Annotated in this window: 18 protein-coding genes; 4 read left to right on the top strand and 14 right to left on the bottom strand. The window is 41.4% G+C overall.

Translation table 11 applies throughout. From position 1 onward, the window contains the following. The first annotated feature begins 17 nt into the window (after positions 1 to 17). Positions 18 to 2,435 carry a zinc-dependent metalloprotease gene (locus VK664_RS12225; RefSeq protein ID WP_461398946.1) on the top strand — a complete coding sequence of 806 codons (2,418 nt, stop codon included), beginning with the start codon at positions 18 to 20 and terminating at the stop codon, positions 2,433 to 2,435. On the opposite strand, the gene meaB is transcribed toward VK664_RS12225, so the two are convergent. Further along, entirely contained in the window at positions 2,432 to 3,382 is a 951-nt protein-coding gene (meaB, locus tag VK664_RS12230) for a methylmalonyl Co-A mutase-associated GTPase MeaB (protein WP_461398947.1), read from the bottom strand. The two genes, VK664_RS12225 and meaB, sit on opposite strands and share 4 nt — an antisense overlap. A gap of 113 nt (positions 3,383 to 3,495) precedes the next feature. On the opposite strand from meaB, the gene VK664_RS12235 reads away from it, so the two are divergent. Beyond that, complete coding sequence (locus tag VK664_RS12235; protein WP_461398948.1) at positions 3,496 to 4,521, top strand: glycosyltransferase family 9 protein; 1,026 nt, start codon at positions 3,496 to 3,498, stop codon at positions 4,519 to 4,521. Here VK664_RS12235 and VK664_RS12240 read toward each other — a convergent pair. The 9 genes from VK664_RS12240 to VK664_RS12280 all read right to left on the bottom strand — a co-directional run bounded on the left by VK664_RS12240 (position 4,493) and on the right by VK664_RS12280 (position 16,866). Continuing rightward, the gene (locus tag VK664_RS12240; protein ID WP_461398949.1) at positions 4,493 to 5,167 is read right to left on the bottom strand and encodes an FkbM family methyltransferase; all 675 of its coding nucleotides are present in this window, start codon (positions 5,165 to 5,167) and stop codon (positions 4,493 to 4,495) included. The two genes, VK664_RS12235 and VK664_RS12240, sit on opposite strands and share 29 nt — an antisense overlap. A 121-nt stretch (positions 5,168 to 5,288) precedes the next feature. Continuing rightward, positions 5,289 to 5,906, bottom strand: a complete 618-nt coding sequence (locus VK664_RS12245) for a porin family protein (RefSeq protein WP_461398950.1) — start codon at positions 5,904 to 5,906, stop codon at positions 5,289 to 5,291. 94 nt (positions 5,907 to 6,000) lie between these two features. After that, positions 6,001 to 6,402 (bottom strand): hypothetical protein, encoded by a 402-nt coding sequence (locus VK664_RS12250; RefSeq protein ID WP_461398951.1) that lies wholly within the window; start codon positions 6,400 to 6,402, stop codon positions 6,001 to 6,003. 415 nt (positions 6,403 to 6,817) lie between these two features. Next, complete coding sequence (locus tag VK664_RS12255) at positions 6,818 to 7,273, bottom strand: hypothetical protein (protein WP_461398952.1); 456 nt, start codon at positions 7,271 to 7,273, stop codon at positions 6,818 to 6,820. An 856-nt stretch (positions 7,274 to 8,129) separates the two neighbouring features. Then, on the bottom strand, positions 8,130 to 8,939 hold the full coding sequence (locus VK664_RS12260) for a LytR/AlgR family response regulator transcription factor (RefSeq protein WP_461398953.1): 810 nt from the start codon (positions 8,937 to 8,939) through the stop codon (positions 8,130 to 8,132). 10 nt (positions 8,940 to 8,949) lie between these two features. Further along, positions 8,950 to 12,534, bottom strand: coding sequence for a two-component regulator propeller domain-containing protein (locus tag VK664_RS12265; RefSeq protein WP_461398954.1), 3,585 nt, complete (start codon positions 12,532 to 12,534; stop codon positions 8,950 to 8,952). Between the two features lie 204 nt (positions 12,535 to 12,738). Further along, complete coding sequence (gene typA, locus VK664_RS12270) at positions 12,739 to 14,550, bottom strand: translational GTPase TypA (RefSeq protein ID WP_461398955.1); 1,812 nt, start codon at positions 14,548 to 14,550, stop codon at positions 12,739 to 12,741. A gap of 118 nt (positions 14,551 to 14,668) precedes the next feature. After that, a complete protein-coding gene (locus VK664_RS12275; protein ID WP_461398956.1) occupies positions 14,669 to 15,793 on the bottom strand; it encodes an acyltransferase family protein in 1,125 nt (374 codons plus the stop codon). Between the two features lie 65 nt (positions 15,794 to 15,858). After that, on the bottom strand, positions 15,859 to 16,866 hold the full coding sequence (locus VK664_RS12280; protein WP_461398957.1) for an alpha/beta hydrolase: 1,008 nt from the start codon (positions 16,864 to 16,866) through the stop codon (positions 15,859 to 15,861). 99 nt (positions 16,867 to 16,965) lie between these two features. Between VK664_RS12280 and VK664_RS12285 the strand changes: the two genes are divergently transcribed. Then, positions 16,966 to 17,934, top strand: a complete 969-nt coding sequence (locus tag VK664_RS12285; protein WP_461398958.1) for a diacylglycerol/lipid kinase family protein — start codon at positions 16,966 to 16,968, stop codon at positions 17,932 to 17,934. Between the two features lie 197 nt (positions 17,935 to 18,131). On the opposite strand, the gene VK664_RS12290 is transcribed toward VK664_RS12285, so the two are convergent. The 3 genes from VK664_RS12290 to VK664_RS12300 all read right to left on the bottom strand — a co-directional run bounded on the left by VK664_RS12290 (position 18,132) and on the right by VK664_RS12300 (position 22,574). Beyond that, the gene (locus VK664_RS12290; protein ID WP_461398959.1) at positions 18,132 to 20,378 is read right to left on the bottom strand and encodes a patatin-like phospholipase family protein; all 2,247 of its coding nucleotides are present in this window, start codon (positions 20,376 to 20,378) and stop codon (positions 18,132 to 18,134) included. Positions 20,379 to 20,464: 86 nt separating this feature from the next. After that, positions 20,465 to 21,547: a COX15/CtaA family protein gene (locus VK664_RS12295; RefSeq protein WP_461398960.1), complete on the bottom strand. Its 1,083-nt coding sequence runs from the start codon at positions 21,545 to 21,547 to the stop codon at positions 20,465 to 20,467. A 190-nt stretch (positions 21,548 to 21,737) separates the two neighbouring features. Then, positions 21,738 to 22,574 carry a sulfite exporter TauE/SafE family protein gene (locus VK664_RS12300; protein ID WP_461398961.1) on the bottom strand — a complete coding sequence of 279 codons (837 nt, stop codon included), beginning with the start codon at positions 22,572 to 22,574 and terminating at the stop codon, positions 21,738 to 21,740. Between the two features lie 110 nt (positions 22,575 to 22,684). Here VK664_RS12300 and VK664_RS12305 point away from each other — a divergent pair, with 110 nt between their 5' ends. Continuing rightward, positions 22,685 to 23,284, top strand: coding sequence for a ribonuclease HII (locus VK664_RS12305; RefSeq protein ID WP_461398962.1), 600 nt, complete (start codon positions 22,685 to 22,687; stop codon positions 23,282 to 23,284). 13 nt (positions 23,285 to 23,297) lie between these two features. Here VK664_RS12305 and VK664_RS12310 read toward each other — a convergent pair. Next, the coding region (locus VK664_RS12310) for a hypothetical protein (RefSeq protein WP_461398963.1) at positions 23,298 to 23,508 on the bottom strand (211 nt) is incomplete at its 5' end.

Below are 23,508 nucleotides of genomic sequence, written 5' to 3' on the forward strand. Positions count from 1 at the left end.
ACCAAAATTATATGCGTATGAGATGGACAGTTTTACTTGCTTTTTTGCTTCCTTTTAACCTGGTCGCGCAGAAAATGCCGACCATTGAAGAAAAAATTACCAGTTACAAAAAATTACCCGGGTTTTTTAATTTGTATTGGGATGAAGTGCAGGGCAAGATATGGATGGAAGTAGATAAGACAGAAACGGAAATTCTTTATGCCAGTTCACTGCCAGCGGGCTTGGGATCGAATGATATAGGTCTTGATCGCGGCCGCCTCGGTTCCAGCAAAATCGTAAGGTTTTCAAAAACCGGTCGCAAACTGATGATGATCCAACCGAATTACGAGTATCGGGCTGTGACTGGTGATGTCCCTGAAAAAAGGGCAGTTGAACAGTCTTTCGCACAGTCCACCATCTGGGGTTTTGTAATTGAAGCGGAAACCGGTAACAGGTACCTGGTAGATGCTACTGACTTCCTTCTACGCGACGCCTTGATGGTTTCAGCTTCACTAAGGCGGATGAGACAGGGGAACTATAGTTTTGATAAAACCAGGTCGGCGATTTATCTAAATGGAACAAAAAATTTTCCATTGAATACGGAGATTGAAGCAACTATCACTTTAACCAGTTCAGATGGTGAAGCGGGTAATTTTCTAAGAGCAGTCACGCCATCGCCTGAAGCTATAACACTCAGAATGCACCACTCGTTCGTGCAGTTACCGGATAGTAATTACAGGCCGCGTGTTTTCGATCCGAGATCAAGCTTTATACCCGTTTCATTTTTCGATTTCAGTACACCAGTCACTGAGCCGATCGAAAAACAGTTTATTATAAGACACCGGCTTCAAAAGAAAAATCCTGCTGAAGCATATAGTGAGGCCATTAAACCTATCGTTTATTATATCGATAATGGAACTCCTGAACCGATCCGCGGTGCCTTGCTTGAAGGTGCCCGTTGGTGGAACCAGGCTTTCGAAGCTGCTGGTTTTAAAGATGGATTCCAGGTCCGTCTTCTTCCGGACTCGGCAGACCCGATGGACATCAGGTATAATATGGTCAACTGGGTACATCGTTCTTCCCGTGGCTGGTCATATGGAGCTTCAGTTGTTGACCCGCGTACTGGTGAAATCATCAAAGGCAATGTAACCCTGGGATCTTTGCGGGTTCGCCAGGATTACCTTATTGCAACAGGATTGCTTGCACCTTTTATCACCGGGGTTCCGGCAGATAACAAAATGTTGAAAATGGCTGTCGAGCGACTAAAACAACTCTCAGCCCATGAAATCGGCCATACACTTGGATTAATGCACAATTATGCTGCAAGTGTAAGCGACCGTGCAAGCGTGATGGACTATCCACATCCGACAGTAAAACTTGATGCGAATGGAGAGATCTCATTAAATGAGGCATATGATAATAAAATCGGAGCCTGGGATAAAGTAGCTATAACCTGGGGTTATAAAGAGTTTACAAATAATCCAGCTGAAAGTATTGAGCTTAATAAGATACTTACGGGGGCTGCGGGGCAGGGTTTGCAATTTATTTCTGACCGGGATGCCAGGAGCCCGGGTGGCTTACATCCCCAGGCTCATTTGTGGGATAATGGCAAAGATGCAGTTACTGAATTGAATGATGTGATGAAGATCCGTTCAAAAGCATTGTCCCAATTTGGTGAAAAAAACATCAGGACCGGGGTACCAATGGCAGTACTGGAAGAAGTACTTGTACCTATTTATCTTTATCATCGTTATCAACTCGAAGCTGTTACCAAGATTGTGGGCGGTATGTATTATACATATGCTATCCGCGGCGATGGTCAGCAAATAACAAAGGCTGTCAGTAAGGAAGAACAACTGAGAGCATTAAACGCAGTTATAAACTGCCTGGATCCCGGGAAACTGGTACTACCACAGCAAATCCTGAATATCATTCCCCCGAGGCCGGCAGGTTACGAGGGTGGTGTGGAAATATTTAAAAAACGTACAGGGCTTGCATTCGATGCGTTGACACCCGCAGAAACTGCAGCAGATCTGCCATTATCATTTTTGTTTGATGGTTCGCGGCTTACCAGGTTGATTCAATACGAATCAGGTTCTGATGGGCTTGGCCTTTCGGAAATGATTAAAACGCTGATCGATAAAACCTGGAAAGCACCTCGTAAAACGGGCATGCAAAAGCTGATTCAATTCCAGACTGAGCAAATCCTGCTCACCTATTTGCTTGCTTCGGGTGTAGATCAGGGCAGTTCAATACAAGCCAAAGCAGTAGTGCAGCTGAAAACAAAAGAGTTAAAGAATTACATCAATGCACAACTGAAAATTACAAAGGATGAGAATTACCAGGCCCATCTTGAAATGGCATTGGAAAGAATGAAGGCACCGGAAAAAGCAACCCCGACCATACATTCACCAATTCCCCCGGGCGCACCAATTGGTTGCGGTGATATGGACTAGCCGGGAGTTTCGTCAAGGGTTTTTACAAACCGGAACAGATTGAATCTTCCTTTTTTGAGTGCCAGCTCTATTGCTGATTTAATTTTCGATTTATCATAGCCTTTCATCTTCTGTTGTTGCAGCAGGTGAAAGGCTCTTTCTGCAAGTAGCCAGGATCTTTTTTCAGGAATGGAACTGTTTAGCTGGTGATGATTTATTTCATGTAACAGTTCATCAATACCATGCTTAGCCGAAGCAATTGTTTTTATAATTGGGGGATGCTTTTCATGTAAAGGAGTTGAAGTTTTCATCATCAGTTTCAGGTTCCTGGTAAATGTATCAGCTTCGGGCCGATCCGCCTTGTTTACCACGAAAATATCTGCTATTTCCATCAAACCAGATTTCATGGCCTGAACCCCATCCCCTGACTCAGGCACCAAAACAACAACAGTCGTATCAGAAAGCCCGGTTATCTCAATTTCACTTTGACCGACACCAACAGTTTCAACGATAATATGATCGAAAGGAGCTGTTTTTAGTAATTCGGTGATCTCGATAATCTTAGGATGAAGCCCGCCCAGCGAGCCACGGGTAGCAAGTGACCTGATATAAACTTCGGGATGGTTATACCAGTTGCTCATCCGGATCCGGTCTCCCAATAAAGCGCCAAGATTAAAAGGAGAAGAAGGATCTACACATAACACTGCCACTCTTTTTCCGGCGCCAATAAATTTTTCTATCAGTGCATCGACAATGGTACTTTTACCTGCACCCGGTGGACCTGTTATACCGGTAATTCGGATAGCATCATCAGGTGTCAGCGATTCCAGCATTATTTCGTAGCCGGGAGCTTCATTTTCAATCAATGAAATCGAACGGGCCAGGGATTTTATATCGCCACTTTTTATTGCCCCAAGGTATTTTGAATATGGATGAGTCACTAAGTCCTTGATTGATGAATATTCCATGCTCCGTTACTTTTTCGCAGCTGTGGCAATTAGGTACACAAACTGAAATTTGATAGCTTGCACTGTTCAAAAGATTGTTCGGACACCCGTCGCAAAATAACATCAAATTCAAGATGATTCCGGAAAATATTATCATTAGCAGAACAGACAGTATAGGGGATGTGGTGCTCACTTTACCGATGGCAAAGATTATCAAAGAGAAGTATCCGGATTGCAAGATTGCCTTCCTTGGCAAAGAATATACTAAGCCGGTTATACGCGCTTGTGCCTATGTGGATCAGTTTATCAGTCTGAATGATTTTATGAATAAACCGCTGGCTATTGCAGGCCGGCAGCCTCAATGTATCATTCATGTATTTCCGCATAAGGCAGTGGCCAAACGTGCGCGTGAGTTAAAGATCGCGTTAAGGATAGGAACAACAAACCGCCTGTTTCATTGGACAACCTGCAACAAACTTGTCAGGCTCAGTCGTAAGAAATCCGATTTGCACGAGGCTCAGCTTAATCTCAAATTACTTGCACCTCTTGGAATTACCGAAACATTTCCGCTTTCAAAAATCGGGGAGTCCTTTGGACTGGAGCGTATCCAGCCTCTGGGACCGACTTTGTCATCACTGGTTCATCCGGAAAAATACAACCTCATTTTGCATCCGAAATCGCAGGGAAATGGAAGAGAATGGGGTTTGAGCAATTTCATCGCCCTCATCAATTTACTCGAACCACAACGCTTCAATATTTTTATTTCGGGAACTGAAGCAGAACGGGCGATGCTTCAACCTGTTTTTGATCATGTTAAGGATCGTGTTACTGATATTACGGGTAAAATGGATCTCTACCAGTTTATGTCATTTATAAAAAGATGTGATGGACTGGTTGCCAGTGGAACGGGGCCATTGCATATCGCAGCTGCGCTTGGCAAAGATGCTTTCGGGATCTTTCCGCCGATCCGACCCATTCATCCCGGTAGATGGGCGCCTCTGGGTGAAAATGCAAAAGTTTTTGTTTCAGAAAAAAACTGTTCGGATTGCAGAAGATCTCCATCAGCCTGTCATTGCATGGCAGATGTTGAACCAGTCAGATTAATGGATGCTTTGGAATTAAGATTCCAGGCTAAAACCGGCTCTTCACGCTTTGTTTGAATTTTTTCCACTTAACCCTTCCCCTGGAATAACTGGTCTGAAGTTTATCGTTTATGCCAGGGTTGAACAAGGAGGATTGAACATAAACGGTATCGCTAAGATCCTGGTACCACATTGTATATGAGTTATCCCTCATCCATGTTTCAATCAGTAGAATATTGGGATTCACATAAGCCTTGGAATGTGTTTCAACTGATATAATTTTAGGTCTGCTAATCATCTTATCAATCACATACCATTCGCAGCCTTCGATATCTATACTGATCAGGTCTATATCACCTGTGTCTATTTCAGAAAACAACCTGCACTCGGTAGTAAAAACATCAGCATCATTTTGTTTATACCGGTCGTTAATTATTGCAGGTGTGGATTTTAATGCAGTTACGAAAGTCGACTGATCATATCTTGATAACTGAACCTGTCCATTACGATCAAAAATGGCCACGGGATGAACGATTACATTATCGTCTTTGAAATAAGTAACAATTTTTGCTGCTGTTATCGGGTCCGCCTCGACCAGGGTGGCCCGGATTCCTTTTTTTATAAAGTCTATAATATTTGAATATTCCGGAAGAAAGACACCCACCTCGCAAACATGGTTAAACGAGATATTTTTGTGAAGTAACTTCTTATATAATTTTTTCATCGGGAAAACTTAGTGTTGATGCAGAGGAAGGTACCTTTTTTTATACTGATCAAGGCAATTTACATAAAAAAAGCGGCAGTTTCCTGCCGCGTCGTCCGTCATCCCTGGTTCTCCGTATTGATTACTTTTCCCTGTTCAACAGATAACCAACAGACAAATTAAAAGTCCTGTTTTTTATTTTTGCAGCTTCGTGTTTATAAATATCTACAAAGCCTGACTGATAAGATAGGCCAGCAACAAAGCCGTTTGATAATTCAACACCTGCAAGCAGGTTGAAACCGAAATCACCTTTTTTGTAATCGTCATTTGTATCACCAAACATTTTCTTTGACTTTCCATTTTGCTCGATTTTGCCACCTGTCGCAAAACTTATCACAGGCCCTCCACCTCCATAGATTTTCCCGAAAGATAAAGGGTACTTGTAAACAACATTCAATGGCAAATCAATGTATGTCATATTGAAGTCTGTTTTTGTTCCGCTGTAAGAGCTGGTATGTTCAGCGCCTTTGCCTGTAAACATGATTCCAGGCTGTGCATATACGTTCTCCACAATCTTCGTGTCTGCAAAAACACTGATGTGAAATGTTGTCCTTGCTTTAGTGGATTGTTCATAATAGTCTTCATGATCCACCCTGTTTTGATTGGCAACAGTGAGACCACCCTTTATACCTAAATTTAATTGTGCCTTAGCCAATGTTATTGTAAAAAGTGCAAGTTTTAATATTGTTAATTTTTTCATGATAAAACTTGTTAAGAGAGTTATGAATTATGAGTTATGAGTTATGAAAAAGAGATATGAATGTCTTAGTGAAAAATGATGACTCATTGAAGAGTTACTTTTTCCGGGTCATCTCCCAGGTACCTCCGTTTGTTACACTGTGACCATAACCCCAGTTCCCGAGAATTTTAGCCAGCCCTTTGTTATAAGATCCAATGACTGAAAATTTTTCATTGTTGGCATTTTTGTAAGTGCCCTGAAAAATGTTGTCGCTAACACCCCAGATGCCTGTTCCGGCCACTGCTCCTGTTTCGTCAAGCCGGTTAAGCGTTCCGTTCGGTTTGATTTCGAAAGAATAAAAATTTGTACTGTTATTCGATTCAGTTACAGACTTGCCGGCCCAGACACCATCAAGTGAACTGGGAGCTGATGTTGAATCGTCGCTGCTTTTTTTAGAACAGGACACAAATGTTAATACAAGTGCCAATGAGAGAATAGTAAACTTGAAAAGTTTCATTGATTAAGGTTTTAATGATGATTTGAAATCGTTGATAAAACAAAGCTATCATCATAGCAAACCTTTTAAAAGATGTTTTGAGTATTTAGCAAAAATAAAAGTGCGTTTAACAACAGCAAGCCGTGATTTAATAATTACATGTTATAACGTTGATGAACAAGCGTTATTTAGTGATGAGTTATGAGTTATGAGTGAGTTATTTAAATTTTCAATGATGAAATATCTCATGACTCGTAACTCATCACTCACTCATAACTCATCACTCATAACTCATCACTCATAACTCATAACTCATAACTCATCACTCATAACTCATAACTCAAAAAAAATGACTCAAAGACAATGACTCAAAAAAAATAACCCCCGACGCCGGGGGTTATTTTTTTCTATCCAACTAAAACCAACTGAGAAAAAATTACTGATTATTTTTCTTTTCTTTTTTAAATGTTGTCCAGCCATAGCTACCAGCTGATTTCAAAACAACAATTTGATCTGCATCTTCCAGGGTGATGTAATAGTTTGTTTCATCATTGGTTGTGATCTCAAACAGATCTGTGATCCAGGAGTTCTTATGATTCTTTTTGATATCGGTCATAAGATTGATTGGCAACTGGCTTGTTGTAAGATTTCTTGTGATACCAAGTAATTCACCAGCATTAGAGTAGTAAGCAATCATAACCTGGTCATTTATCTTGAATGTTGCCTTTACATATTGCTTGCTATTTTCCCATTTTACTTCCTGGGCCTGGCTGAATTCTTTCTTGAACGAATTAACAGCTTTTGCATTTACAACTTCTTCATTGGTGTTTGCGAAAATATTACTGAGTGATAATGACAGTAACAAAGCGAGGGTTAAAATTCTGTGTTTCATTGTGTGTTTTTTATAAATGTTTTTTTAATTGTGTGGTTATGATAATATGACGACGTTCTTTTAAAAATGTTACAGCCTTTTTTTGCTTTTTATTTTTCTTTAACAAAATCAGTTGCTTTGCCGGCGGGAATAACTGATTTTGCTATTGTCATTCATATGTTTCTCATTGACGATGCAAATATAACACGAAGGTAAAGCTAAGGCAATCACATATAGTGGTGATATTTAGTAACCTGTTGCGGTATCCATGTAGCTTGCATTTCTCGCAATGCCCTGTAACTATTGACCACACTGCATTACAGGCATTGCTTGCAAGGTACAGCTGTAACGATCAGGTTGTCTATAACGTTGATTGAATTGTATAGTAAGGCGATCCAATTGTAGACAAGCATGATTGAATTGTCTATGGATATTTGTTCATCTGCATGTCACACACTAATCACATGTATCGAAACCGTACAGTTTCAACGTAGATAGTTTGCGCATGACATAACCCTACAAATTTATGGTCGATAGTTTGCGCATGACATAACCTTACAAATTCATCGTCGATAGTTTAAGCCTTATTTAAACTATAAAAATTCATAACCGGTACTTTGAGGATGATTTAAACCGTGCGATTGCTTTGCAGACATTACCTATGAAATAAACCGTTTAAATATGAGAGTCACCGTTCAACACTGGCCTCTCTATAGAACCAGGCGATTACTGAGTCCGAGAGTAATTATTACTAATAATTATTAATACAAAAAAGCGCCCCTGAAAAGGGGCGCGTATTGGTTGTTAAAGAAGGGGTAAAAAAGGGGTAAAAAATTTATTCAACGCTTAACTGCAAATCACCGGGAATGATGCCTGGTCAAAACCTGGAGAAAAGTTCCATAAACTCCTGGCGCCTGGAGCGGGAAATACTAACGGTTGTTCCATCATCCATTATCACATATCCACCCTCGCCCCGGACAAATTTTTTAATCCGGTTAATATTAATCAGGAACGAATTGTGGACCCTGAAAAAATCAGGACCGGAAAGAGCCTCGTCGATATCCTTTAATACCTTGGAGACCATGATTTTTTTACCTGTGCTCAACACGATATTGGTATAGTTACTTTCCGCTTCACAATAAATAATGTCACCGGTTGAAACGAAAATCATCCCATCATTGGTTGTAAGAGCAATACGCTGAACGGTTTGTTTTGGGGTTTGACGAATATTTTCAAGCAATAATTTTATCTGGTCCGGCGAAGGCGAGGATCTTTTTGCCTGCAACCTGCTGATCGTTTCCTTAAGGTCGTCCGGATCTACCGGTTTCAGCAGGTAGTTCAATGCACTGTATTTAAATGCTTTGATGGCAAACTGGTCATAGGCAGTGCAGAAAACCACATCAAAAAACAACTTATCAAATTGCTCCAGCATGTCGAACCCGTTCATATGAGGCATTTCAATATCCAGGAAAACTACATCCGGACGGTGGAGGTGGATCGCTTCCAGTCCCTTTTCTGCAGAGTTACACATTGCCTCGATCTTAACTTCGGGACAATAGGTCTTTAACAACCACTCCATCATTTCAAGGCTGTTGCTTTCGTCATCAATCAGAACACATTTTATCATATGATTATTTTGAAAAGCGTTTATTGTTTTAACAAGTGTTTGCTTTATTGTTTTCTGCATAAGAAGAAGTTTACAAAATCGGAATTTTTAATACCACTTTCGTCCCTTCTGCGGTTTCACCTTCCGTTTTAAGATCAATGATATCTACACTCGCAGTGAGTTCAGCATATTTATTAAGCAGGCTAAGCCTGTTTTCAGTTAGTTTCATACCCAGGGATTTCCGGGTTGTGGCAGATTTGCTTCTCAGCTCTTTTGCCTTTTCTCTCCCAACACCATTGTCCTCAATTACCACCTTTATCATGTTTTCCGACAATTTTGAGACGTAAATCAACAAATACCCTTCTGTTTCTTTATGAAGCAACCCGTGCCAGATGGCATTTTCAACGTATGGCTGGATGATCAGCGGAGGCACTTCCACACTATCAGCACAAACCGATTCATCAACCACAATACTGTAGGTAAATTTCTTATCAAACCTCAGCGCTTCCATTTCTATATAAAGTTTCAGCGCTTCCAGCTCGTTTGCCAGGATCACATTTTTATTATTTGAGTTGTCAAGAATCAGGCGGATCAGTTTTGCGAACCTGGTAAGATAAAGGGAAGCGGTTGCCTGGTCGCTCTTGACAATATACCTGTTGATCGAATTCAGACAATTGAATATGAAATGCGGATTCATTTGAGCCCTGAGTGCCTGCATTTCAATCTCAGCCATTTTGTGCTGGGTGTCCATAAGAATTGCCTGCGCCTTCTCCCTCTCCTTTTCTGCCCTGATCCTGATGATCTTATTAGCACACAAAGATGCAATAGTGTTAAGAATAGACAAATGCTTTTGAGTAAAGAACCCTTTTATTGAGTGTTCGCAGTCTACAACGCCAAGCACTTTACCATCGGAGATGATTGGAACCGTGATTTCAGATAACCTGAAGGCGTCGTCAATGATATAACGGGGATCCTTTGATGTATCGTCAATAATCTCAGCTTTACCGCTCAAAGCCACGCTTCCGACAATCCCCTTCCCGAGTGGTATTTCAATAAGGTTGGTTATTTGATTTTCCGCGGGACTTTTTGGTCCGTGAGCAGCAGTTTGAACAAGCACCTGTCTTTTTTCATCAAGCAGGTAAATAACACAATCTTCAAATCCTAGTCTACCTATACAACTTCTCGCCACCTCCCAAAGAATGGTTTCAACGGTCTGTGCTTCATACATGTTGGTAGCGAAGTAATTGATTGCCTGTTCCATTTCAATTTCTTCGCGCTGTTCAAGTATCTTTTTGTTGCGGTTTACAAATAGCCAGAGAAATGATCCTGCCAGGACAATAATACAAGCTGTGATGAACCACCATCGTTGCCATATTGGGGGTACGATGTATACAGATACCGAATTGTTGGATTTTATCCAGTTTATGCCGTCGAGACTGGCACGCACTTCGAAACTGAAATTTCCTGTGGGCAGAGATGTATAGTGTGCTTCCCTGATGTCAATACCGGTATGCCAGTCCTTTTCGTAGCCTGAAAGTTTATATTGGTAATGAATATTTTTGGACCCATAAAGGTTCACAGCTGAAAAATAAAATGAGATATCGTTTGACAAATATGTCAACCGCAGACTGACATTGTCAGTAATGTGCCGCGTTTCACCATTGAATTTCAAATCCTGGATACTTAAGGTAAGTCTGGAAGGTATACTTACGAGTTTATCGGGATGGAAGTAATTCACCCCGCTACGGCTGCCCCAGAGCATCTCTCCATCATTGGTTTTAAATGAACTACCAATCCTGAACCCTTCAATGCTAAGCCCGGAATTTTCTTCGAAGTATTGCATCGAACTATCAGCAGGATTGAATTTGATGAGGCACCTGGTGTTTGCAATCCAGATTGTACCACTGATACTGTCTTCAAGCAGATCCTGGCAGTAATTATATCTTAGCCCTTTGTTGTAAGTGTAATTCAGGATATGATCCGTCGGATCGAGCACTGTAAACCCGGTGTTGCTACTAATAAAAATGTTTCCTTTTTTATCCCCGGTTATTGAATAGACTGAATTCGAAGGGAGGTTTTCCTTTGTCGAGTAGTTCCGGATCGTTTGCCGCAGGGGATCATATACGTAAGCACCGTGGGAACTGGTGCCTATCCAGATTCTTCCACGCCTGTCTTCATATATTTTAAAAACCCTTTTCTTATCCAGCTCTTTAAGCTGTGGATGATTACTGAATGAAGTGACCTTGAACGTTTCAGGATCTAATGCGAATAAGCCGCCAAGTGTTCCTACCCACAAACTGCCGTTGGATAACTTAACCATTTCCATCACTCCCCTTGATGCTGCCGCGGGACCAAGGCTGCTATCTCTTGGGATGTTTTTAAATTTATTGGTATTTACATCAAACAGTGTCAACCCGCCGCCATTTGTCCCAACGAGAATTTTGTTGTTGTGGAGCGGAAAAATCGATCGGATCTCATAAGGCCTTACTCCAAATTCTGTATTTGTATGGTTGGTATAAAACTCTGATTGATTTGTGGTCCGGTTCCACTTTATCAGTCGATCCATTGCACCTATCCAAAAGACTCCATTGTCACCAGCCGCAATGTCTGTAAGATAATTATCAAACAGGTTGCCCTCTTTATCTTTAAATACACGCGTGTAACCCGCAGATTTATTTAGTACGTTACCCAAATTAGCCCCGGATGTATAAGTGCCGACTATCACTTCGCCTTTTGAACCGGCTAGCACGCGATAAGTATAGTTAGATGACAAAGAATGCGCATCAAGCGGATCATGTGTGTGTTCCGTAATCTTCCCATCCTGGCTAATAACAACCAGGCCATTGAGGTCCGTGGCAACCAGTAAGTCACCGTTGGAAGCTTGCCTTACTTCTGTGAGATTACTATTCAAAAGCTGGCCGTTCAGTTTGTGTTTTAACTCATATGTTTTTACGGTTTTACCAGTCCTGATATCAACAATTAACACATGTCCTTTCTGCAAACCAATAGCAATCTGGGACTCATTGATTTTACAGGCGCTTAACGGAAAACTGAAGGCGCCCTGGTAAATAGTTTTATGTGTACTATAGTCAATAATGGTAACGAGGGTGTCTACGCAAAAAATGAATTTGTCATCAGCAAACTTTTCAGTATCCCAAAACACACGGTTCAGCGCTGGCGGTATCCAATCCAGTTTTTTCCATTTATTAATTGAACTATCATAATAAAACTGGCCCTTATCTCCGAAAAGAATTATTCCGTATTTTTTTGTTTCAAAGATGCTGGGACAACCGAATTTTTGCAAGGTATCGTTAATGGTAACCCTATGAAAACGACGGTTCTTATCAAGCCAGCTCGCACCCTCGGGAGTTCCGATCCAGACATTATTTTTACTATCAGCCTTAACCTCCACAATCACATCTGAAGGAAGCTCGGGGTTATGCTCCTTGAAATATGTGCGAACTGTATAGCCATCATACAGATTCAGTCCCTGTGAGGTTCCAATCCATAAAAATCCATTTTTATCAATAGTAAGTGTGCGGGCGTTGTTTTCAGAAAGACCGTGAGAAGCATTCAATTTGGAGAAAAGCAGGGATTGCCCGTACAGCATGTTGATGTGCAACAGGCAAATACAGCTATAGGCCAGTAACCTGTATAGCTTACGGGAGATCCTCATGAATAACTAAATTTACCTGCTATTCATGAATTCAGAACAGAAGCTTGAGCCGGAGGTAGAGATTTTGAGCCATTGGCACTGTTTGGCTTGTAAAACACCCTGAATCCGTGTCTGAATAGTGGATTGGTGCCGAAAATTCTATTAAAAAAGGGATGTTGCCTTTCGGAAACATCCCTTTAAATAAAATATTTGTAATTGAACTGATTAAGCTTCAGCTCCCATTCTCTTCTGAACTCTTTTTCTCTCATCTTCATCAAGAATTACCTTACGAAGACGGATATTTTTTGGAGTTACTTCGATGCACTCATCCTGCTGGATATACTCCATACATTCTTCAAGTGTCATCTGGATCTTTGGAACAATTCTTACTGAATCATCACTACCACTTGCACGCATGTTGGTAAGCTTTTTTCCTTCAGTTGCATTTACAATCAGGTCACCTGGTTTGATATGCTCGGCAATGATCTGCCCAACATATACTTCATCACCCGGATCCACAAAAAACGAACCGCGATCCTGCAATTTGTCGATAGAATAGGCTGTTGTAGGAGCCTGGTTTTTAGCAATCAGCACACCATTGCTACGACCCGGAATTGGTCCTTTCCATGGTTTATATTCATTAAAGCGGTGAGCCATTACTGCTTCACCGGCAGTGTTTGTAAGCATTTGTGAACGAAGGCCGATCAGACCTCTTGATGGGATTTCAAACTCAAGATGTTGCATTTGACCTTTAGTTTCCATCACATGCATTTCACCTTTACGTTGTGTTACCAGGTCAATTACTTTACCACTGTATTCAGCAGGCACATCAACCACCAAAGTTTCATATGGTTCATGTTTTTTGCCGTCGATTTCCTTTACGATAACCTGTGGCTGACCAACGGTCAGTTCATAACCTTCACGACGCATGGTTTCGATAAGAATTCCAAGATGAAGTATACCGCGTCCGAAAACGAGGAAGTTATCACCCCCGCCATCAGTGTCTTCTACACGGAGTGCAAGGTTTTTTTCAGTTTCCTTCATCAGGCGGTCACGAAGGTGACGTGAAGTAACGAATTTACCATCTTTACCAAAGAAGGGTGAGTTGTTGATACCAAACATCATGCTCATGGTCGGCTCATCAACGCTGATAACTGCGAGTGCTTCCGGATTTTCAGAATCGGCAATGGTATCACCGATGTTGAAATCTTCAAGACCAACTACCGCACAGATATCGCCTGCTATAACTTCAGTTACTTTTTTCTTTCCAAGTGATTCGAAAACATATAATTCTTTAACTCTCGATTTTTTAATCACTCCTTCAGCCTGCATCAAAGCAATAGGCTGACCTTCACGTATAGAACCGCGGGCAACACGACCTACGGCGATACGGCCAAGGAATGAAGAATAGTCAAGGGAAGTGATCTGCATTTGCAAGGGACCTTCACTTACTTTCGGTGGCGGTACATGTTTAATAATACCATCGAGCAAAGGAGTAATGTCAGCACTTTGTTCGTTTGTATCATTGAACCAGCCATTTTTTCCGGAACCATAATAAGTTGCGAAATCCAACTGGTATTCAGATGCATCCAGGTTGAAGAACAATTCAAATACCGCTTCATGAACTTCATCAGGACGGCAGTTTGGTTTGTCAACCTTATTAATTACAACAATTGGCTTCAGGTTTAACTGCAGCGCTTTTTGAAGCACAAAACGTGTTTGTGGCATAGGGCCTTCAAAGGCATCTACCAGTAACACAACTCCATCAGCCATTTTCAACACACGTTCAACTTCACCACCAAAGTCAGAGTGACCCGGTGTATCGATCACATTAATTTTTACACCTTTGTATACAACAGCAGCATTCTTACTGAAGATGGTGATACCACGTTCTCTTTCGAGGTCGTTGCTATCCATTATAAGATCACCGGTGTCCTGGTTAGCCCGGAACACATTAGTCTGGTGTAAAATTTTATCCACGAGTGTTGTTTTGCCGTGGTCAACGTGTGCGATAATTGCTATATTTCTGATTTCCATAATGCGCTCTATAATTGCGGGCCTTTGCCCAATTGTTTCGGATTTTCGAAACGTGCGCAAAAGTACGAAAAATCAGCCGGAAGGCAAGCCGGAATTGAAAACTTCTTACTAAATTAAACTAAACCCTTATGTAAATCTTGTTGCGGTCCATCCACCATCCTACAAGCCAACAAGTTAGCATAACTGAAAGGGCAAATACCAGGGAGCCGGTATGGCCTCCGAAAGGAAGGAAAAAGGTTCGGAATATCCAATTGTAGACTGAGATGTTCCCTTCGACCTGGAAAAAATACATAAGTATGGCGATTACTTCTGACAGGAGGTAAATGAATAGCGGGTTTTTGCCAAAAACCTGGAAAAATTCAGTCCACCTGGTCTTCTTTAAAAAATCAACTATATATATGATCGAAGCCAGGATCATGCAGTCAAGCCCCACCGTGAGCAGTACAAAAGAACTGGTCCAGAGTTTTTTGTTTATTGGAAACAAGAGGTCCCAGCAGTAGGCGATTGCAAGAAGGGCAGCTCCCGCAAGGAGTAGCTTACTGAGTGTTTCATATGTTTTACCTTTCTCAAGAATGTATTTGCCTGCGAAATAACCTCCTGTTACATTCACAATGGCCGGAATCGTACTTAAGAGCCCCTCGGGATCGAAGGCCACCCCCTCTCCATGATAGAGATGGTTCTCACCTATCAGAAACCGGTCGAGTTGTACACCAGCGTTTGTGTTCAGGCCCAGTGGGTCCGCGGATTCGCCGAACCAGATCATGACCGCCCAATAAATCAGAAGCAATGCTGCTGAAATGCTCAGGATCATTCTTGGTTTCAGATAATAAACCATCAGGGCTGCAATGCCATAACACAGTGCTATCCGCTGCAAAACTCCGAAAACTCTTGTTTTCTCAAATGGGCGCATACTGAACCCGCCGGCCTGGTTGTATTCAACGAAAGGGAACCAGTACATCAGGTAACCAAGAAGAAAAATGATGAAAGTTCTTTTAAATATTTTCCAAAGTACCTGCGATTGGGTCATCGTTTCCCATTTCCGGGTCGCAAATATCATTGCATTGCCAACAGCAAACAGAAATGAAGGAAACACAAGGTCAGTTGGAGTGAAGCCGTGCCATGATGCATGTAGTAAAGGCGAAAATGTAGTTGATCCGTTTCCCGGTGTATTTACAATGATCATAAAACAGACCGTCATACCGCGAAAAACGTCAAGAGCCAGGAACCTTTGAGACAAAGCCATAAACAGTTATTGAATCCTGAATTTAAGTGTAAACTTTGAAACCGGCAATCTGGAGTTTATTGAATTCAGGGCCCTACTTTTTTGATGCCTGCTATGTTCACCAGGAAGTTTTCAATCTCCCTTTGTACTCCGGTTACATCATGAGACCTGATATATGATCCGATTACATGGGTGCCGGTGTTCGGCATGGCAACTGCAACCTTCTTTGAAGCCGGGGTTGCAAGTTCATCAAACATCCGTTGCATGGCAGAAACCTTAACGGTACTGTCCTGGTGTATCTCATCCTTGTAATAATATAATAACAGTGCTGGTTGTGTGATTTTTTTAAAAGTTTCTTCAGTCATAGTTGTTTCAAGCAGTTCCTGCAGGGCAACTGCAGCTTCAAGCCTGTATTTTGAAGACCAGTATTGCATATTGATTGGTCTTGTATCGGGGGAAAGAATATAGGGTGAACCCTTTATCAATTGTGCAATTTGCAGGCCCCATGGATTATTTAATATCCAGGCATTCGGATCATTTATTTCGATGTTTGGTGATAAAAGTACAATGGCAGCCACATCATCCGGATATGTTGCCGCCAGCTGCAATGCATTTGTGCCACCCGTGGAAGTACCAACAAGTATTACCTTATCTCCAATCATATGTCCTATGGCCAATGCTTCCTTAGCTGATTCCCAATAGCGGTCAGCAGTTAATTGCATCATGGGTTCGGTGGTATCTATTCCATGTTCGGCGAGGCGGGATAAGTAAAGATTAAATCCGAACTCCCTGGCGATATTGCGGTGAACAGGCGCACCTTCTGCCTGGGATGCACTAAACCCATGGAGGTAAACAAGTGAATATGGTGTTTTTTTCTTGAGCGAATCATTATACCAGATAATCCTTGCTTCGTTATCAGGTTTTATTTTATGCTGTGATTCTTTTTTCCGGATATAGGTTTCAAGCGGGTATGCCTCTGCAGGAATTGTTGGTATCGACCTGCTGTATACCGGCGTTTGAGGTGCGGGTCCTAAAACATAGGCTATAGCAAGGACTGCAAAAAGAACAAGAAGCACCCATAATATTTTTCGCATACTGGTAATTGTGTTACTAAACTACAATTATTTAATCATTCGTATCTGTCTGCCGGCTGTAAGATTAACTTATTAACTTGCCGGTTAATACTCCTGCAAGTGTCTTTAAAAAAGGTTAACCGCGGAATTTCCAGGGATGAGTTTCCTGTTCCTTCAGATCCAGGTGGAAGAAACAGAAAGTTCATCTTTCTTATCAATCCTATTTCAGGCAGCGGTAAGAAAGAGTTACTAAAAGAACTTATATCCCAACGAATTGCAAAATATAACTTTCCCTTTAAGATCGTTTCAACAGACAAAGACGGAAATTATGCGGCCCTTGCCAATAAAATACGTTCAGAAGGTATAACTGATGTAATCATCTGTGGTGGTGATGGTACCGTGAATAGTGTTGTATCACAGCTGATGGACATTCCGGTGAATATCGGCATCATTCCAAAAGGGTCGGGAAATGGCCTTGCGCTCGCAGCAGGCATTCCCAAAGCACCATCCAGGGCGCTTGATATTATCCTGAAAGGAAAAACCTCGTTTATTGATGGATTTTATATCAACAACCGGTTTTCTTGTATGCTTTGTGGTATGGGTTTCGATGCACAGGTAGCGCATGATTTTGCAAAACAGAAAAGGAGAGGACTGCAGACTTATATTAAAGTATCCGCTATAAATTTTTTTAAGGCAGCACCTTACTCTTTTGAAATCAACTGCAGCGAAGGTAGTTTTCTTGAAGATGCCTTCTTTGTTTGTGTTGCCAACAGTAATCAGTTTGGCAATAATTTTACCATCGCTCCAAAGGCGAGTCTTAATGATGGCTTGCTTGATATTGTAATTGTCAAGAAAATGAGTAAACTGATGGTGCCTTTTTCTATCATTAGCCAGGCAACCGGTATCAATGCATTGCAAAGAGTAAGCGATCATATCAAAAAGAAAAACATTATATATTTTCAGACCAACGAATTAACCATCAGCAATCCAGGTCTGGCGCCATTACATATAGATGGTGACCCGGTTGAAACCGCAGAAAAGTTTCATATCAGGGTTATCAAAAAAGCCTTTCGATTATTACATCCCTGATCAATCAGGGAATGCTTTATATCAACCAGAGAATACTTTACAGCAATCAGAGAGCTCTTAATAATAATCAGAGAATACTTTACAACAATCAGATGGCTCTTGATAACAATCAGAGATTTCTTTACAACGATTAGAGAACACTGTATAAAAATCGAAGATCCCTTTATTTTATGTATTGATAAATTGCATTAGAGCAATTATTGCATACCTACAGAGGGGAGTGGTCGAAGTATTTTCAGGAAATGATCAAAGGCCTGCTGGTTGTTATCATTGTCAAGCGCATCAGCAATATTTCTTTTTTCTCTTTTGGTAAGATGAAAGCTCAGTGCTGCCCTTCCATCTTCTTTTTTGGGCACATACTGGAACGAAATCTTATGTAGCTGCTGACCAATAACCGCCTGGGTTAAACCCAGCAGGTCATCCTGGTTGTATTCCTGCATCTTATACCAGTTAAACTGTAGCAGTAGCATAGGTTTTGTTACCAGCTCTGTTACATCTGTTGATTCATAAGGATTTTCCCATCCCCCGCTTTTCCTGTCTTTGATTTGTATAAAGACCAGCCCACCTGTGTTCTCCCGGATCCAGTCCCGGAAAACCTGTACAAACCTGATAGCAGATTCCTGCCCATAATTGTCGCGTAGACCCGCATCCATTACGTCTATTACAGGGGTAGTGGGTAGCCAGACATTTGGCAACACATAAGGAAAGGTTGCATTCATTCTCAAAGCTGTTAATACCCGGAGATTCATGGGATCCTGTTTAGAAAACAGTGCCTGGTAGTCAACCCCATCTGCATCAATGGCCATCATGTTCGTGGTATCATGTACTGGTTTCATCAGAAAACTTACGGGTTGTGTACTGATAATTAGTTTTCTTCCATCCCTTGTAATAACAGAATTAAAAAACATCAGAGGCACCCTGGCCGATGCTTCATCTGCAGTAAAATCACGCAATTGTTTGTTCAGAATACCATGCGTGTTTTCATTTAGTTTTTGCTCAAAAGCATAACCACGATCCTTGATATACTGGTAATCGCCCACCTTAAACTTTTGAGCGGGAGAAGCAAGATCGCGGGCTACAAAAGAAGTAAACAATGCATTTAAAAGATCCTGCGAAATATCATCAACATAGCTTCGATCCTGCATGTTGATTTTTTTTCCCGCCAGCTTTTCCTTATAGAGTTCCCTGAAATAAGTAGCTCCAAGCATCCCGCCCGAAGCACCCGTGATCAGGAATGTCTTGTCCATCAATTCACCTTTACTTAGGCTGTCGAGTCTCTGCAAAACATTCATCGTAAAGCTCGCACTGCGGTTGCCACCTCCGCTTGTATTGATAATATACATTATCGGCTTATCTGTTTTTTGTTTTGCCTTCCACCGGTTAAGGATACCGATCATATTCTTTTTATCACGCTGCACATTTTTTTCTGACATGATGTTCATGATCTGATCCCTGTCATAAACAGGTCTTTCCTCCCTGTTATTATAGTTAAGGCCATAGGCTTTATTACTTGGATCGATTACATCATATTTATAAAGCAGGTTCATGATTGCAAACAACAATATCATCACAGGCAGACTATAGCTTTGCAGGAAATATGAGAAGGCTCCGGAAACTGCGATCAGTATCGCAAAAAATATGGTGATGCCGGAAGCAGCAGGTAACTGGAACAGGGGTTCATCTGACCAGAAACCGATTAGGATCAGAAACAAAAAAGCTATAAATATTGAAAGAACCGCAGCAAAGTGATGCCTGCTGAATACTGATTCGATAAATTCATTGCTATAATGTGAAACGTCTCTGACCTTTTTCAATCTTTTAATTGAATTGAGATACCACTCAACCTTGATGAGCCGGCTGCCATGTAACTTACTTTCTCTTTTTTTGAATTGTACTTTTATAAGTTCCGGGTTTGTAATAACGGGTGTGAGTCTGCGTATGATACTTTTGTCTGCGCGAAAAAAATAAAACAAAGAAATGCCTATTATCAGAGTGAGCCCGGTCAGAAAACCACTTGTAAGATAGATCACTTCAGTTGCAGACATCAGTTCTTTCCTTGTATCGAATACAATGGCCTCGATAAAATAATAAATAAGGAATGTCAATGGTATTATCCCGTTGTTAATACAATATTTTAAAAACGGTTTGGTTGTGGTAGCAAGAAAATGAAAATGGCGGCTGAACAGGATAAATGTTGTGATATTCCAGCTCATGATAAATATGCCAATAGAGATGCCGACTATAGCCGCACTTACAAAATTTACTTCGCCCAGGTATTCGGGTGCAAGGAAAAGCGAATCAGCACCGTAGTTTTTCATAAAAGAACCACTGACTGTACTAAACAACAGGTACCAAAAAATTAGTAGAATCTGGAACTTTTTTAAGTGTAACAGCACCAACTGAAGAGGAAAAGAATAATATAGTCCACGGAAATATGACTTCATGCAGGGTCTGGTTTCAGTCGCCGAAAGCTCATCGGCTCAATTAAGCGTTAATTTACAATAATCTAAACGAAATCGACAGCTACAGATTATGGAGACTGCTTAAAAGATTTACCCGTGGTAAGATACCAGGGCACAATCATGCTTAAAACAAGGAGCATGCCGGTTATTTGATGAAGTTGTGCTATCCATTCAAACGCGCCCCATTTACCGGGAATAATACCGGGACTGATGATGACAGAAATAATACCGAGCAACGCCTGCACTATTACAAAAATGAGTGGGAAAATAGCAGCTTTTTTAAGATAAGGAGTAGCATTGGTATTGCGGCTTATTTTTATCAGGAGTTCAATGATCAGCACCAGCAAAAGATAAGCAAGCATTCTATGAATAAAATGGATAGTCTGCGTATTCTCCACGAAATTCAGCATCAGAGGTGTTTCACTTAAGATATTCGGCGGAACAAAATTTCCATTGATATCCGGCCAGGTCGGGGCAGCAGTTGCGGCTTTGTGACCAGCCATTAATGCGCCATAAATTAACTGGAAAAACAAGACCACTAATATCGCAAGCACGCGGTTTTTTATTTTGGGCACTGAAACGCGCTGCGTGGCAGGAACAGACGATTGGAGTGCAAGCCAGAATGTATAACATATAACTCCAATTGCATAAACAAAATGCAATGCCAGCCTTGTTGGCCTAACATATATTGCATCGCCGCTTAATCCGCTTACAACCATGATCCATCCTACGGCCCCTAGCAGTGCCCCAAGTGGTAGTAAAATCAATAAAGGTCCATACATATCCTTACGAAGATGCTTACGTGCAACCAGGTATATAAAGCCTGCAACAAAAACAATTCCTATCAACCTTGCCCAATTGCGATGAAGCCACTCCCAGAAATAAATAAATTTAAAATCAGATAAGGTAAAGTCCATATTGAGCAAGCGGAATTGCGGGGTTGCTTTATATTTTTCAAATTCCTGTATCCAGCGACCTTCCGTTAAGGGCGGCATTGAGCCTTTTACAACATTCCATTCTGTAATAGAAAGTCCGGAGCCTGTTAACCTGGTGATACCACCGAGTATTACCTGTATCATTAACATAAAGACACCAATATATAACCATATGGCTACTGCTTTTGTCGATCGGCTTTGTCCAGGTGTTTGCATTGCGGGGGCAAAGTTAGGAAGGAAACGTTCATCAAAAGTTTTTTAACATAACGGAAATGTAAAAGGGTATTCTGGAAATGTTAAAAGTATTCCGGGTATGTAAAAGAGTATTCCGGAAATGTAAAAGAGTATTCTATCCCTATGAAGGGAATGCCTATCCACCCGTTAAAGAATAATTATGAAGTATAAATCACAACCATAATTCTCTGATTAAAATATAAACACCCATAATCAAAATGAACCAACCGAATGCTTTTTTAAGTATTTCCCCCGGAATACGATCACTTAGTTTGCTACCGATGATAATGCCAATCACAGCGAGCAGAGAAAAAATTAACATCAGCGGCCAGTTAAACTCTTGCGGGGTTATGCCGATACTAAAAACAAAGCCAAATAATGAATTAATGGAGACAATCAACAGGGAGGTACCGACTGCGATCTTCATAGGCATCCGGATTATTAAAACGAGCGTAGGAATGATAAGAAATCCGCCACCGGCACCAAGCAGACCGGTAATCAACCCGATTAATAAGCCAGGGAGAACCAGCACCAGGCTCGGTTCGTGCCTGTCGAATTCATGAAAATATTTTGAATCTTTCGGGGTTGCGTTATTTTCAGAATGAGGTATTGCCAACTCGTTCCTGATCATCGATATGGCTGCTGCAAACATCAGCAGGGCAAATACAACCATCAGCAATACGTCTTTGGTAACGGCGATGTTACCGAGATCAAACAGATAGTCCGGAATTGCTGGCAGCAAAAAATGCCGGGCGATAAAAATTGAAAGTATAGATGGTATACCAAACAATGCCACCGCCCTGAAGTCGATCAGTTTTTTTGAATAAGCCTTGGCTCCGCCTACAAGGCTTGTAATACCTACGATAAAAAGCGAATAGGTAGTTGCCATCAGCGGGTCAATGTGTAACAGGTAAACCAGCACTGGCACAGTAAGTATTGAACCGCCACCTCCGACGAGCCCGAGGGAAATTCCGATGATCACAGCCAAGAAATAAGCCAGAATATCCATGTATCTAAAATTTATCCACTTTGTTGTGGATAAGAAAACAGCGGGTCAAAGATGTAAAATTAAAATGATTCGCCGGGCATGTCTTATTTTTGAAATGAAACAAGGAACCTGTGCAGGTATATCATCAATACGAATATATGGAAGCTGGCTGCGACGAAGCTGGTCGTGGTTGCCTGGCAGGTCCGGTCTTTGCGGCCGCTGTTATTTTGCCTCCACTTTTTTTTCACCCTTTGCTGAACGATTCCAAACAAGTTAAGGAAGAAGATCGCACGATACTTCGCGGGTTTATCGAAAAATATGCGGTTTCCTATGCAGTAGCCAAAGTTGATCATGATGAAATTGATCGCATAAACATACTTAAAGCCTCATTTAAAGCGATGCACCTGGCCCTCGACCAGTTGCAAAAGCGTCCCGGATTTTTAATCATAGATGGAAACCGTTTTACAGCTTATAATACAACTCCCCATGCCTGTATAATACAGGGCGACGGCATTTATGCATCTATTGCGGCTGCAAGTATCCTGGCAAAAACGTATCGTGATGAATATATGATAAAGCTGCATGAGGAATATCCGCATTATAAATGGAGCTCTAACAAGGGCTATGGTACACGCGCTCACCGTGATGCGATAGATACTCATGGTATCTGCACTTATCATCGCAGGAGTTTTCAATGTGCGAATATATCCGTTGACCAACTGGAGGATTAGTCTATCTTATCTTTTACAGCCTTATCTTTTTAGCGGATAACATTGTTGCCTGATTTCGCTTTTTGTGCTTCGTTGATTTTGCGCGTTCATGGCGCTCACTCGGTTCTTCACTCCGCCGGATGGGCCTTTCGGTTGGTTTGATTTGCCACTGTGATTCCTGGTTAATACCATTGTTCATGTCCCGCACGTGCGGGATTGTCTCCGATCGGCTTTTGTTCCCTGAT

Origin of the sequence: Flavitalea sp., from assembly GCF_035489435.1 — a bacterium.
Classification (GTDB): domain Bacteria; phylum Bacteroidota; class Bacteroidia; order Chitinophagales; family Chitinophagaceae; genus DATHKG01.

Coding starts and splice junctions, on each gene's coding strand:
- VK664_RS12225 (WP_461398946.1), top strand. CDS start 18: ATGAGATGGACAGTTTTACTTGCTTTTTTGCTTCCTTTTAACCTGGTC.
- meaB (WP_461398947.1), bottom strand. CDS start 3,382: ATGGAATATTCATCAATCAAGGACTTAGTGACTCATCCATATTCAAAA.
- VK664_RS12235 (WP_461398948.1), top strand. CDS start 3,496: ATGATTCCGGAAAATATTATCATTAGCAGAACAGACAGTATAGGGGAT.
- VK664_RS12240 (WP_461398949.1), bottom strand. CDS start 5,167: ATGAAAAAATTATATAAGAAGTTACTTCACAAAAATATCTCGTTTAAC.
- VK664_RS12245 (WP_461398950.1), bottom strand. CDS start 5,906: ATGAAAAAATTAACAATATTAAAACTTGCACTTTTTACAATAACATTG.
- VK664_RS12250 (WP_461398951.1), bottom strand. CDS start 6,402: ATGAAACTTTTCAAGTTTACTATTCTCTCATTGGCACTTGTATTAACA.
- VK664_RS12255 (WP_461398952.1), bottom strand. CDS start 7,273: ATGAAACACAGAATTTTAACCCTCGCTTTGTTACTGTCATTATCACTC.
- VK664_RS12260 (WP_461398953.1), bottom strand. CDS start 8,939: ATGCAGAAAACAATAAAGCAAACACTTGTTAAAACAATAAACGCTTTT.
- VK664_RS12265 (WP_461398954.1), bottom strand. CDS start 12,534: ATGAGGATCTCCCGTAAGCTATACAGGTTACTGGCCTATAGCTGTATT.
- typA (WP_461398955.1), bottom strand. CDS start 14,550: ATGGAAATCAGAAATATAGCAATTATCGCACACGTTGACCACGGCAAA.
- VK664_RS12275 (WP_461398956.1), bottom strand. CDS start 15,793: ATGGCTTTGTCTCAAAGGTTCCTGGCTCTTGACGTTTTTCGCGGTATG.
- VK664_RS12280 (WP_461398957.1), bottom strand. CDS start 16,866: ATGCGAAAAATATTATGGGTGCTTCTTGTTCTTTTTGCAGTCCTTGCT.
- VK664_RS12290 (WP_461398959.1), bottom strand. CDS start 20,378: ATGAAGTCATATTTCCGTGGACTATATTATTCTTTTCCTCTTCAGTTG.
- VK664_RS12295 (WP_461398960.1), bottom strand. CDS start 21,547: ATGCAAACACCTGGACAAAGCCGATCGACAAAAGCAGTAGCCATATGG.
- VK664_RS12300 (WP_461398961.1), bottom strand. CDS start 22,574: ATGGATATTCTGGCTTATTTCTTGGCTGTGATCATCGGAATTTCCCTC.